At 58.1% G+C, this 13,795-nt stretch carries 7 protein-coding genes; 4 read left to right on the top strand and 3 right to left on the bottom strand.

The window, feature by feature from the left end:
- Positions 1-605 precede the first annotated feature (605 nt).
- The 3 genes from DQG23_RS41960 (at position 606) to DQG23_RS33885 (ending at position 7,914) form a co-directional block, all read left to right on the top strand.
- A complete protein-coding gene (locus tag DQG23_RS41960) occupies positions 606-836 on the top strand; it encodes a hypothetical protein (RefSeq protein WP_146762438.1) in 231 nt (76 codons plus the stop codon).
- Positions 837-1,677: 841 nt separating this feature from the next.
- Positions 1,678-7,356 (top strand): hypothetical protein, encoded by a 5,679-nt coding sequence (locus DQG23_RS33890; RefSeq protein ID WP_113035472.1) that lies wholly within the window; start codon positions 1,678-1,680, stop codon positions 7,354-7,356.
- Positions 7,357-7,368: 12 nt separating this feature from the next.
- Positions 7,369-7,914, top strand: coding sequence for a CvpA family protein (locus DQG23_RS33885; protein ID WP_158560836.1), 546 nt, complete (start codon positions 7,369-7,371; stop codon positions 7,912-7,914).
- A 199-nt stretch (positions 7,915-8,113) separates the two neighbouring features.
- Here the strand turns inward: DQG23_RS33885 and chrA are convergent, their stop codons facing one another.
- From chrA to DQG23_RS33870, 3 genes are all read right to left on the bottom strand, one after another.
- Positions 8,114-9,343 (bottom strand): chromate efflux transporter, encoded by a 1,230-nt coding sequence (chrA, locus tag DQG23_RS33880; RefSeq protein WP_113035470.1) that lies wholly within the window; start codon positions 9,341-9,343, stop codon positions 8,114-8,116.
- Positions 9,344-9,634: 291 nt separating this feature from the next.
- Positions 9,635-10,312, bottom strand: coding sequence for an SDR family NAD(P)-dependent oxidoreductase (locus tag DQG23_RS33875; protein ID WP_113035469.1), 678 nt, complete (start codon positions 10,310-10,312; stop codon positions 9,635-9,637).
- Between the two features lie 326 nt (positions 10,313-10,638).
- Positions 10,639-11,007, bottom strand: a complete 369-nt coding sequence (locus DQG23_RS33870; RefSeq protein ID WP_113035468.1) for a phage holin family protein — start codon at positions 11,005-11,007, stop codon at positions 10,639-10,641.
- 341 nt (positions 11,008-11,348) lie between these two features.
- Between DQG23_RS33870 and DQG23_RS33860 the strand changes: the two genes are divergently transcribed.
- Positions 11,349-13,724: an endonuclease MutS2 gene (locus tag DQG23_RS33860; RefSeq protein ID WP_113035466.1), complete on the top strand. Its 2,376-nt coding sequence runs from the start codon at positions 11,349-11,351 to the stop codon at positions 13,722-13,724.
- Positions 13,725-13,795 lie beyond the last annotated feature (71 nt).

Below are 13,795 nucleotides of genomic sequence, written 5' to 3'. Positions count from 1 at the left end.
GCGCGTAGGCGTGCTGTTAGCTGAGCTGGAGCCAGTTTGTTGCGGAGCTGCGGAAGTAGCGAAGGGCGACGACAGCGTATAGCCGTGCTGATAGCTGAGCTGGAGCGGAAGTTCGGTGCGGAGCTGCGGAAGTAGCGAGGGCGTCGTTAGCGCGTAGCCGTGCTGTTAGCTGAGCTGGAGCGGAAGTTCGGTGCGGAGCTGCGGAAGTAGCGAGGGCGTCGTTAGCGCGTAGCCGTGCTGTTAGCTGATCTGGAGCGGAAGTTTGTTGCGGAGCTGCGGAAATAGCGAGAGGCGGCGTTAGCGCGTAGCCTAGCTGATAGCTGATCTGGAGCCAATTCGTTGCGGAGCTGCGGACTCACGTGTGAACGATGATAGATTGCGGTACTAAAATAAGAACCTTACGACCAAGGAAGCGTGCTTCCTTGGTCGTAAGGTTTTTTTAGATCGGTATCCCTTGCTTGTTCAAAATTTCCGGTAATACGCCAGTCCTTTAAGAATGGCAAAGCTGTTTTTTACAAAAATGCACGATTACCGGGCCGAATTTTCATCGCAGCCTATGACCGAGGGGGCATGGCGTCCTTACGCTGCCAGTAAGGCTCCTCGATATGCTGGAGTCCGAAAACGCCCGCTTGGAGCAAGGAATCGGGGTTCGCCTAACGCTGGAGTCCGATTTTGCCGGCTTAGAAAACGGATTTGCCGGTGTGCCGAGCAAAATACCCGCTGCAAGCAGGCGTTTTCGGACTACAAGAGGGGAAAGGAAGCCGTACTCGATTCCAAGTGGGCGAAATCGGACTGCAGCGCATGCAAGCGACGAGCGAGGATGGGCAAGCGGGTAGTAACACCGGTTGGAGGAGCCGCCGAGAAGACGGCGAAGCCCGCTTATCCTTGTTTGTTTATGCTGCAAGTTTGTGAGCGAATATAATTGTAACCATAGTGCCGCTAAAAACGTTTTAAATAGGTAATCCGACAAGCGGTCGTTTGTCAGGATGAAATTTCCAAAACTTACATCGGCAACGGCCATTTCGCTAACTTTTCGGATAATTAATGAGTTTGGGTTCACTGTTGATGAAGTTAAGGGTATGATGGAAGTTCCAGAGTGTAATTTTACTGCGGAAAATCGGGTAACGGAGCGAAAAAAGACGTTTGCCCATCACCGTAATAGAGGAACTTTGGGGATTATTGTCGGAATTGCGTAAATGAGTCTTTTTACACTAGTGGCAGAAGGAAATCGGGCTTTCGTTAGCGAATAGTAACGGATGAATCGGTTGCGCGGTATACGGCACGATTCGCAGCTGGAAATTTCATACTACATAATAATGGATTTTTATCTATCAAACTTCCATGCCGCTTTGCGGTTCTTTTGATAGATGGAAAATACTGGGCTTGTTTTGGGGGCAAAAAAGATATCGTGGAAGCGGGTCCGGACCCTATGGTAGACGCCGGCAGGCGGTTAAACTTGGTTTATCAGAAAGCAAATCGTGGAAGCGGCTCTAAAACTCGGTAAACGCGGCTGTCCAAGCTTATGCTTACGAAGTCGCTTTCTTCGAAAGCGTTTAGGACGGCGCAGCCGCTTATCCTTGGAACGATCAATGAAATGACAACTATAACCAAACGGACGTGTTACGCCGTATGATGCAAAAAAATAGCGGAAGCAGGAGAAGTAAGGAGGCCTTTTAAGTGAGTAGCGAAGAGAGCAAAATCAAGGTGACGGTTGATATTTACGGTAACCAGTATCGGCTTGTAGGCGAATCGAGCCCCGGCTATATGAAGACGGTGGCCGCCCAAGTCAATGAGCATATGCATCGAATTGCAAGCTCGGTTCCTCAGCTCGATACGATGAGAATCGCCGTGCTTGCGGCAGTACATATGGCGGACGAGTTCCAAGTGATGAAGACGGAGCTCGGCAAAACGCGGAACGAGATGCAGCAGCAGATGGATTCGCTGCAGAAGGAAATGCGTGATTCGCAAGGCCGGATCAGATCGCTGGAAGGAGAATTGGCAAACGCGATCGAGCGGGGAGTGGAGCAGGAGAATTCGCTGCGAAGCGAGCTGGAGAAGGCGCAAACGGCAGTGCAGGAGCGCGGAAAAGCGCTGGAAGCCGCTAAATCGGAAGCTTCTGCGAAGCATCGCGAGCTGCAGCAGACGCTGGAGCGTACGCAGGCAGGGGCGAAGGCGGAGCGCGAGCGGCTTGAGAACGCGCTGAATTCGGCCCGTTCGGAAGCGGCCGGCAAGCAGCGTGAGCTGCAGCAGGCGCTGGAAAGCGCGCAGGAAGCTGCGAATGCCGAGCAAGAGCGACTCGAGCAGGCGCTGAAAGCTGCGCAGGCGGAAGCGGCCGCTAAACAGCGCGAGCTGCAGCAGACGCTTGAGCGCACGCAGGCGGGAGCGAAGGCGGAGCGCGAGCGACTTGAGCAGGCGCTGAATGCGGCGCGTACGGAAGCGGCCGCTAAACAGCGCGAGCTGCAGCAGTCGCTGGAGCGTGCGCAGGCTGGAGCGAGAGCGGAGCGTGAGCGGCTCGAGCAAGCGCTGAAAGCGGCGCAGACGGAAGCGGGCGCGAAGCAGCGCGAGCTGCAAGAGTCGCTGGAACGCGCACAAGCCGAGGCGAAAGCGGAGCAGGAGCGACTCGAGCAGACGCTGCAAGCGGCGCAGACGGAAGCGGGCGCGAAGCAGCGCGAGCTGCAAGAGTCGCTGGAACGCGCACAAGCCGAGGCGAAAGCGGAGCAGGAGCGACTCGAGCAGACGCTGCAAGCGGCGCAGACGGAAGCGGCCGTGAAGCAACGCGAGCTGCAGGAGACGCTGGAGCTGGCGCAGGCCGAGGCGAAGGCGGAGCAGGAGCGGCTCGAGCGGACGCTGCAAGCGGCGCAGACGGAAGCGGCTGCGAAGCAGCGCGAGCTGCAGGAGACGCTGGAGCTGGCGCAGGCCGAGGCGAACGCGGAGCAGGAGCGGCTCGAGCGGACGCTGCAAGCGGCGCAGACGGAAGCGGCTGCGAAGCAGCGTGAGCTGCGGGAGACGCTGGAGCTTGCGCAGGCCGACTCGGCCGAGCAGGGCCGCGAGCTGGCGAAGCTGCGCGAAGCGAAAGCGGAGCTGGAGGAGTCGGCTGCAACGATGGAGCTGCTGCATGAGGAGGCGCTTAGCGAGTGGGAAGAAGAGCGTTCGCGGCTTAACAGCCACTCCGACACGCTGCAGGCGGAACTGAATGCGGCGTTCGAGCGCGAGCAGCAGGCTGCGCAGGAGCTGGAGGCGTCGCGTGAGGAGGCCGGAGCGAAGCAGCATGAGCTGCAGCAGTCGCTGGAGCGTGCGCAAGCGGGCGCCCGCGCGGAGCGTGAGCGTCTTGAGCAGGCGCTGCAAGCGGCGCGTACCGATGCGGAAGCGAAGCAAGCGGAGCTGGTCAAGCTCCACGCGGCGAAGGCGGAGCTGGAAGAGACGGCGGCGATGCTGGAGCTGCTGCAAACGGAGGCGCAGACGGAGTGGGAAGCGGAGCGTTCGCAGCTGACCGGCAAGGCGGAAACGCTGCAGTCTGAGCTTAACCTGACGTCCGAGCGGGAGAAGCAGGTTAAGCGTGAGCTCGAGGCGGCGCGCGCGGAAGCTGAAACGAAGCGGAAGGAATTTGAGGCTGCGCAAGAGGCGGCCGGAGCGAAGCAGCATGAGCTGCAGCATACGCTTGAGCGTGCGCAAGCGGGCGCCCGTGCGGAGCGTGAGCGTCTCGAGCAGGCGCTGCAAGCGGCGCGTACCGATGCGGAAGCGAAGCAGGCGGAGCTTGCCAAGCTTCACGAGGCGAAAGCGGAGCTGGAAGAGACGGCTGCCATGCTGGAACTGCTGCAAACGGAGGCGCAGACGGAGTGGGAAGCGGAGCGTTCGCGGCTTAACGGCAAGGCGGAAACGCTGCAGTCGGAGCTGAACCTGACGTCCGAGCGTGAGCAGCAGATCAAGCGGGAGCTCGAAGCGGCGCACGCAGAAGCGGAAGCGAAGCGCGAGGAGTTCGAAGCCGCCAGCGAGGAAGCCGAAGCGAAGCAGCGTGAGCTGCAGCAGACGCTGGAGCGTGCGCAAGCGGGCGCCCGCGCGGAGCGTGAGCGTCTCGAGCAGGCGCTGCAAGCGGCGCGTGGCGATGCGGAAGCGAAGCAAGCGGAGCTGGTCAAGCTCCGCGCGGCGAAGACGGAGCTGGAAGAGACGGCGGCGATGCTGGAGCTGCTGCAAACGGAGGCGCAGACGGAGTGGGAAGCGGAGCGTTCGCAGCTGACCGGCAAGGCGGAGGCGCTGCAGTCGGAGCTGAACCTGACGTCCGAGCGGGAGCAGCAGATCAAGCGGGAGCTCGAGGCGGCACGCGCGGAAGCAGAAGCGAAGCGGGAGGAGTTCGAAGCCGCCAGCGAGGAAGCCGGGGCAAAGCAGCGTGAGCTGCAGCAGACGCTGGAGCGCGCGCAAGCGGGCGCCCGTGCCGAGCGTGAGCGTCTCGAGCAAGCGCTGCAAGCTTCCCGTGCGGAAACGGAAGCGAAGCAGACGGAGCTGGTCAAGCTCCAAGAGCTGAAGGCGGAGCTGGAAGAGACGGCGGCGATGCTGGAGCTGCTGCAAACGGAGGCGCAGGCGGAGTGGGAAGCCGAGCGATCGCAGCTTAACGGCAAGGCGGAAACGCTGCAAGCGGAGCTGAATCGTACGTCCGAGCGCGAGCGGCAGGTTCAGCAGGAGCTCGAGACTGTGCGTGCGGAAGCGGAGGATACGCGGAAGGAGCTCGAGTCTGCACGTGAGGAAGCCGGCGTAAAGCAGCGTGAGCTGCAGCAGTCGCTGGAGCGCGAGCAAGCGGGCGCCCGTGCGGAGCGCGAGCGTTTTGAGCAGGCGCTGCAAGCTTCCCGTGCGGAAGCGGAAGCGAAGCAAGGTGAATTAGGCGAATTGCTGAGAAATGCGCAGGCAAATGCATCGGTGCTGGAAGTCGAGCTGACGCAGCTGCGTGAAGTGAAGGTGCAGCTGGAAGAAACGGCCGCAACGCTTGAGCTTATGCAATCGGAGGCTATGGACGAATGGCAGGCGGAACGCGAACGGCTTAGCGGTCGGGCGAACAAGCTGCTGGACGAACTGAATGCGGCCTCCGACCGCGAGAAGCAGGCGGAACGGCAAATAGAAACGCTTCGAGCGGAAGCGGCGGCGCTGCGGAAGGAGCATGAAGCTGCGCAAGCTGCGGCCGAAACGAAACAGCGCGAGCTCCGGCTGGAGCTTGAGCAAGCGGAAGCTTATGCCATCTCCGAGTCCGAACGTCTCGGTCAAGCGCTGGAAGCGTCTCGAGCGGAAGCGGCGCTGCGGGAAAGCGAGCTGGCGAAGCTCCGCGAGGAGAAAGTACAGCTGGAGAAAAACGCGGAGGCGGAACGGGCGCTGCTTAGCGGCCGTGCGGACAAGCTGCAATCGGAGCTGAATGCGGCTTCCGACCGGGAACGGCAAGCTGCCGAGCAGTTGGATGCGGCTCACACGGAGACGGGAGCGCTGCGCAAGGAATATGAGGCGGCTCGGGAGGCCGCGGATGCGAAGCAGCGCGAACAGCAGCGGGCGCTTGAACAAGCGCAAGCGTCGGGAGCGGCGCAAGAGCAAGAGCTGGCACGGCTGCGCGCGGAGAAGGCCGAGCTCGAAGAGACCGCAGCGATGCTGGAAGAGCTGCAAACGGAAGCGCAAAGCGAGTGGGATGCGGAGCGTGCCAAGCTGAACGGCCAGGCCGGCAAGCTGCAATCGGAGCTGCATGCCGCATCGGAGCGCGAGCTGCAAGCAGCCGAACGGTTGAAGGCCTCGGAAGCGGAAGCGGCGGCAGCCCGTCAGGAGCTAATGTCCGTTCGTGCCCAAGCGGAAGAGAATTACCGCTTACTGAGTCAAGAGCTTGAGCTGACGCAATCGGATGCGCTGGCTAAGGAACGTGAGCATGTCGAGCAGCTGAAGGCGCTCCAGGAGCGCGCGCAGACTGAGATACAGCGTCTCACTCAATCGCTGCATGCCGTACAAGCCGACCGGCTGCGTCAGCGCGAAACGCTGGAAGGAGCGGCAGCCGAAGCCAAAGCGGAGCAGCAGCGTCTTAAAGAAGCGCTTCGTGCCGTTAAGACGGATGCTCAAGCCACGCTGGAGGAAACTCGCAAGCAACTGCTGGCGGCTGAGGAAGAAAACGGGCGGCTTCGGCTTACTTTGGAAACGGCGCTGCAAGATGCCCAGGCTGAGCGCGAGCGGTTGCGGGATGCGGCAGCGGAAGCGGAAGCGCAGCTGGCAGCCGAACGCGAGCGTCTGGCTGCTGAGCTCGAGAAGCTGAGAGCGGAAGCCGCACTAGCGCAGGAACAGGCGAACGAGCGGATGGAAACGGCGTCGGCAGCTCTGGATGAGCTGAAACGTTCCTTCGAAGCCGAACGCGACGAGCTGCAAAACGCGCAGGAAGAAGAGCTGACCGCAGCGCGAGCGGAGCGTTCGAAGCTGCGCGATGCGTTGGAATCGCTGGAGGAGCGGGCCCAAGCGGAGCAGGATCGGCTTGCCCAATCCCTGGAGGAAGCCCAAAACGACCGTCAACGGCTGCGGGAAGCGCTGGATTCTGCGAACGAAGACGCGCTGTCGGAGTGTCAGCGGCTGAAGGAATCCCTGAAGACGGTCAAGCTGGAAATGAAAACCGTTCAAGAGCTGGCCGATCAGTCCGTCAAAGCCGCGCAAAGCGAGCTGTCAAAGCTGCAGCATGCTCATGAAACGGTTCAGGAGCAAGCGGAAACGGAACGTTTGCGGCTGGAAAGAATGCTTGAAGCAAGCCGGGCGGCTGCGGATAAAGCTTCCGAAGCGAAAAAGGAGCTTGAGCTCGAGGTGCAGGAATGGCATGAGCAAACGGCTGAAGCGCAGCAGGAGTGGCGCGCCGAGCGCAGCAAGCTGAACGAGCAGCTGCTTGCGGTCAAGACGGAGCTGGAAGGCGCAATTGCACGCGAGCGGGATGCGGAACAAAAACTTTCGGATGTGCGGCGCGAAAGCGGCAGCTTAAACGAGCAGCGAGCAAAGTGGCAGGAAGAGATGGAGGCGGTCAAAGCCGAGTCTCATACGGAGCAAAAAAGATTGCGTGAAGCGCTTGAAGCCGGCCAAGTCGAGTGGACGGTCGAGCAGGAGCGGCTGAGCGATCTGCTCCAGACGCTGCATGCCGCACAAGCCGAAAGCACGAAGCTTCGCGAAGCATTGACCGCCGCCGAAACGGAACGGAAGGAGCTTTCAGGCTCCCTTGAGGCAGCCGCAACGCGGCTTGCGGAACGCGAGCATCAAGACGATTCGATGGAAGTGAAATACAAGGCGCTGAAGGAAGAATACGAGAAGCTTAAAGTGGAATACAACGAGTGGATCGAACTCATTATGGAGGAGCCGGAAGCCAAATAGACGGAGGCCATGATGAACATAGTGGACATTTCCGTTTGTATTTTTCTGATTTTGGCATTTGTCGCAGGCTACAGGCGTGGTCTGATCAGACAGCTGGTGTCGGTGCTCGGCGTCGTCATCGCGCTGTTCGTCGCTTACAAGATGTACGACGACGCGGCTCCTTTCTTGCGGGGGCTTCTGCCGCTTGAAACGTTTTCGGATTATACGGGGTACGGCATTTCACTGCAAAATACGCGTATCGAGCAGTATGCGGTAAATGCACTGACCTTCATTCTTCTTTTTGCGATTGTCAAAATAACGCTCAGCATTGTCGGACACATGCTTCATTGGATAGCCGGCGTTCCGGGCTTGAATGCTCTCAATCGGTGGAGCGGCGCTTTGCTGGCGATGCTGGAAGCGGCTTTGCTGTTCGTGCTGATCGTTTATGCACTAACCGTCTGGCCTTCGGATGCGGTTCAGTTCGCGCTTGAAGGATCGACTGCCGCCAAGCTGGCTAGCGCCGCCGCTCCCGTATGGCTGGAGAAGCTGCGCGTGCTGTGGGGCGAGGTCCGGCTGTGAATCGATACTACCCATAAAAATAAGGCGAAGGACTGGAGTCCTTGCCTTTTTTTTTTGTGTGTCAATAGGAGAGCGCCGAGATTCTGGTTAGATAGCGAAGGCAGCGGACTCCTGAAAGTTGACTGCTTGTTTTGCGTTCATCTGGACGGGGCCGCTGTCCGCCGAGTATGCTCTGGTGGCGTTATTTTAGACTGCTCAGCTACGCAATCGTATAAATCAAGCTCCCGCCTAGCGCTCCGGCGGCGACAACCGCCCAAGGGGGCGACTTCCATATATGCAGCAAAAGAAATAATAACGCAGCCAAAGCAAAATCTGCCGAGGTCCGGACGGTAGTCGTCCACAGCGGATTATACAAAGCGGCCAGGAGAATGCCGACTACGGCTGCATTGATACCGGCAAGCGCTCCCTGGAAACGCCGGCTGTTCCGGAGCGAGCTCCAGAACGGAAGCGATCCGACGACCAGCAGAAAGGCGGGAAGGAAAATCGCTGCGGTTGCGATAAGCGCGCCTCCAAGCCCGCCCGAAACGGCGCCCAAGTAAGAGGCGAACGTAAAAAGCGGTCCGGGTACGGCTTGTGCGGCACCGTAGCCTGCAAGGAATGCGTCTTTGCCGACCCAGCCGGCCGAAACGGTTTCGCTTTCCAGCATAGGCAGCACGACATGGCCGCCGCCGAAGACGAGCGAACCCGCGCGATAGTAACTGTCGAACCAGGCAAGCTCCGCTGCCGGCCAAATTTGTCTCAAAAGCGGGAGCGCAATCAACAGGCCGGCGAACAAAAAGAGACAACCTGCCGCGGTACGCTTTCCTATGGATACGTGCAAGAGGGATGGCGGCTCCGTACTGCTCGACCGGTAAAGCGCAGCCCCGAGCAGACCTGCCGCCGCGATGATCGCAATTTGGCTGAAGGCGTTCTGCCACATCAAGGCGACGGCAGCGGAAGCGGCTGCGATCGTCGCGCGGCTGCGGCCGTTTGCAAGCTTGTGGCCCATCCCGATAACGGCCTGAGCGACGATCGCGACTGCAGCGATCTTTAAGCCGTGAACCCAGCCCGCGTCCCCGATGTCAAACTGCTGTACGAACATGGCGAATAGTACGAGCGCGAAAACGGAGGGCAGCGTAAATCCGAGCCACGCGACTATACCGCCGGCCAGCCCGGCCCGGATTACCCCGATCCCGATGCCGACCTGACTGCTTGCCGGCCCAGGGAGAAATTGGCATAAGGCAACCAAGTCTGCGTAGCTGCGATCGTCCAGCCATTTGCGCTTGCGAACGTATTCCTCGTGAAAATAACCAAGATGGGCAATCGGGCCGCCGAAAGAAGTCAAGCCAAGCTTAACCGAGGCTGCCAACACCTCGAACAGCGCTCTCAGGCGGCTGCTGCCGGCTTTGGTCCCGATTTGCGCCTGGGATGCGTCGGATCTATTTTGCATATCGTTTGTAATCGGCTCCTTATCGTTTCTTTCGCGGCATCATTCCTGTGCCTAGTTAAATCCCGGCCTTCGCACGATACTGCACTTCTCATCGTACCACAGCATGGGGAAAGAAGAGGGAAAAGCATTTGTAAATTTTTTGTAAAAAATACCGAAAGGCTGCATGCTTTCCCTGTTTGGCGAGGGAATCATTCAGCCTTTCGGTTGAAAAAAATATACGCATAGCTGCGATGCTTCTTACATGCGGCTGCACCTTGCAGGCTGCCAATCCCATTCGTCATAGGCGCTGCATTAAACAGCCGCATCGATCAATTTGCCGCTTATTCCGTGCTTCGGCAGGGTAGCGAGCTTGAGAAGCTCCGGCACGACGGCGAACGGATCGCGTCCGGTTGCATGCATTTCCGTTTTGATGGCGCCCGGATTGAACATATTAATAAGGATGTCGTGGCCGATTTCATCATCGGCGACGGTTCGCGTCAGCGATTCGAGCGCAGCTTTGCTGGCGCTGTAAGCGGCAAATCCTCCGGAACCGTTATGGGCTAGCGCCGAAGTAATATTGACGATTCTGCCGTATGCATGCTTTCGCATCAAGGGTAGGCTGGCCCGGGTCACGAGAAAAGCGCTCGTTACATTGTTGTCGAACTGATAGTTCCACGAAGCCAAGCTCGTTTCACTGACAGTGCCTGGCTCGAAAACCGCCGCGTTATTAACCAGAATGTCGATTCTACCGTACAATTCATCAATGCGGCCGATCAGCCGGGCGACTTCCGCTTCAATGGATACGTCGGCCGGAATCGCGACAGCTTCTCCGCCTTCTTCGATAATCGTGTTTTGCAAACGTTCTATTTTTTCGGGTCTTCTTCCGCAAAGTACGACGGCTGCTCCCTCTTTGGCGAATGAAATGGCTGCTGCCGCGCCAAGCCCGCTGCCTGCTCCGGTTATGAGGACGACTTTACTTTCAAGTCCCATAATACCCACCTCTTTAGTATGCTTTGTATGTATCATAGCAAAATAAGGTCATTTTGGGAATGGGAAACGCTAAATTAATCCGATAGAACAACAGGGGATTGTCGAGGTTTGACCGCCGACGTGTGAGAGCACGCATGCCGCGATGGCACCGCGCGCCAGGTGGCGCGCGGTGCGGAAAGAGCGCTGCTCCCGGCGCGCGTTGGGGCGATACATGTTGGCGGTCACCCGTCTCGACGTTAATTTGCACATGCAAATTCAGCCAAAAAGAAACCGCCCTGACGAATGTCAGGACGGCTCTTTAGACGGAGGGCGGGATCTTCGTTCCGTTACGCCTTGGCACGGTCGCGGTCTTTATTGCGAGCCGCATCGAAAGGCGTAGGAATAAACAAGTCGATAATCCCGATTACCAAAGCCGCCAAAATCGCACCGATCAACGTTACGCTTACGCCGCCGACAATAAATTGCGCGACCCAGATGATTAACGCACTGACGATAAAACCGACGATACCCCGGCCGAAGGGGTTGATTCGTTTGCCAAATATCCCTTCGACAATCCAACCGAACAAAGCGATGACAAGAGCAAGCAGCAATGCGCTCCAAAATCCGCCTACGCTAAAGTTCGGCAAGATCCAGCCCACAAACATCAGAACCAAGGCGGCCACAATGAATCTGACTACATGTCCGAGAAATTGCACAGTCCTTCCTCCTTTAGTAATCCCGACAAAGCGATGTTAAGCTCGGAAGCTTATACCGGTTGCTTTGCAGGGGAACTCCGTTTCAAACCTTTTGCGAAAGCAAAAGGCTTATTTGTGAATCGGCTGGTCCGGAGCTTGACGGCGGCATCCCCCGGCAGAGCCGAAACACGATGGCTGTTGCATAAATCGAATCGGTGCATTTACTAGTTTTCCCGCGTTCGGAGCAAATATGTCGCCATTATCGTCCAGAACAGGGAACGGGCGGAACGTTTTGTTAAAAACAATTTTGCCGTTCGCTAATATGTGTGCGGTTGGATATAATAGGTTTGGGAGGGTCAACCATGCTAAATCGCAAAGTACATCAAACGCTTGAATTCCACAAAATTTTACATATGCTGAACGCCCGCGCCGAAACGTCTCTGGGAAAAGCCGAAGCAGAGAAGCTGGAGCCGAGCCCCATCCTCGACGAGGTCAAAAAAAGGCTGCAAGCCACCGACGAAGCGGTGACGGCGGAACGGCTGAAGGGAGCCGCGCCATTCGGCGGCATCCGCGATATTCGTTCTTCGCTGAAGCGCGCGCAGATCGGCGGTATGCTGAATGCTGCAGAACTGCTTGACGTAGCGACGACGCTTATGGGAGGAAGACGGCTTCAACGCTTTATTATTGGCGTTCACGAGGAGCACCCGCTGCCTTTGCTTGCCGAGCTGTGCAAGGAGCTGACCGAAGAGAGAGAGCTCGAGGAGCGGATCAAGTTCTGTATCGACGATACCGCCATGGTTGTCGACCAGGCAAGCTCTGAGCTGGGGGCGGTCCGGCATGAGCTGCGCGGCGGAGAGGCGCGGATTCGCGAACGTCTCGAGCAGATGATCCGCAACCCGTCCACTCAAAAAATGCTGCAGGACAATTTGATTACAATCCGCAACGACCGGTACGTCATTCCGGTCAAGCAGGAATATCGCGCCCATTTCGGCGGGATGATTCACGACCAGTCGGCTTCCGGCGCTACTTTGTTTATCGAGCCCGAATCGGTCGTCGCCATGAACAACCGGCTCAAGGAGCTGAAGTTCAAGGAAGAAGCCGAGGTCGACAAAATATTGCTTATGCTGACTACACAGGTCGCCGATGTTGCAGATCCGCTCAAAGCGAATCTGGAGGTGCTTGCCGAGCTTGATTTTATTTTCGCCAAAGCGAAGCTTGCGCATGAAATGAAAGCGGCGCTGCCGATGATGAACGACCGCGGCTTTATCAAGCTCAAAAAAGGGCGTCATCCGCTGATCGCCAAAGACAACGTCGTTCCGCTCGACGTCGAGCTCGGCAACAACTTCTCGACCATTATCGTTACCGGACCGAATACGGGGGGCAAAACGGTATCGCTCAAAACGGTCGGCCTGCTTAGCCTGATGGCGATGTCCGGACTTTTCGTTCCGGCGGAGGACGGCAGCCAGCTTTGCGTATTCGACGCCATCTATGCCGATATCGGAGACGAGCAAAGCATCGAGCAGAGCTTGAGTACGTTCTCCAGCCATATGACGAATATTATCGGCATTTTACGGGATATGACGCCCAAAAGTCTGGTGCTGCTCGACGAGGTGGGCGCCGGAACGGATCCTGCCGAAGGCTCCGCGCTCGCGATTTCGATTCTCGAATCGATTCATAAGCTTGGCTGCCGGATGATTGCGACGACGCACTACAGCGAGCTGAAAGCTTATGCGTACGAGCGGAACGGCATCATCAACGCCAGCATGGAATTCGATATCCAGACGTTAAGTCCGACGTACCGCCTGCTTGTCGGCGTGCCGGGACGAAGCAACGCTTTCGCGATCGCCGAGCGGCTCGGCTTAAGCAGCTCCATTATCGAGCATGCCAAAGGGCAAGTGCACGAGGAAGACCAGCGTGTCGAGACGATGATCGCCACCCTGGAAGAAAATCGGCTTACTACGGAGGCTGAACGGCATGAAGCCGAGCAGCTCCGCCGCGAAGTCGAGCAGCTGCGGGCCAAGCTGGATGCGCAGCTGCTCGATTTCGAGGAGAAACGCGATAAAATGTTCGAGAAGGCTGAACGCGAAGCGCGCGATGCGATTCAGAAGGCGCGCAGCGAGGCGGAGGAAATCATTTCGGAGCTGCGGCGGATGGCGCTTGAAGAACGCGGAGCGCTTAAGGAGCATAAGCTGATCGAGGCCCGCCGCAAGCTGGACGAGGCGGAGCCGAAGCTGCGCACGAATAAGACGGCGGCGCCTGCCGCCAGTAAAGCCAAACGGCCGATCGAGCCGGGCGATGAAGTGCGGGTAATCAGCTTAGGTCAGAAGGGACACGTCGTCGAGCTGGCCGGCGGGAACGAAGCATTCGTGCAGCTCGGTATTATGAAAATGAAGGTAAGCAAGTCCGATCTCGAGCTGATCGGTTCGGCGCCTGCGCCTAAACAGCCGAAGCAGCAGCAGGCTTCCTCCGGCCTTAAACGGTCGCGGGACGAAGACGTCAAGATGGAGCTCGATTTGCGGGGCGCGAATATCGAGGATTCCATTGTCGAGGTCGACCGTTTCCTGGATGAATCGTTTCTTGCCAATTTTCATCAAGTGTATATCATTCATGGCAAAGGCACCGGCGTGCTGCGCGCGGGCATTCAGCAATATTTGAAGCGGCACAAGCATGTGAAAGGCTTTCGTCTCGGCAACTACGGCGAAGGCGGTGCCGGCGTAACGGTAGTGGAATTGAATTAATGGAAAGCAAGGAAGGCTGTCCGTTGACCGGGCGGCTTTTTTTGTAGTCTTAGAAGGAGGCTGCGAAATCC

The sequence above is a fragment of the Paenibacillus contaminans genome (assembly GCF_003285015.1).
GTDB lineage: Bacteria > Bacillota > Bacilli > Paenibacillales > NBRC-103111 > Paenibacillus_V > Paenibacillus_V contaminans.
The sequence above is the reverse complement of the archived record's forward strand: the minus strand, read 5'-3'. Positions and strand labels throughout refer to the sequence as shown.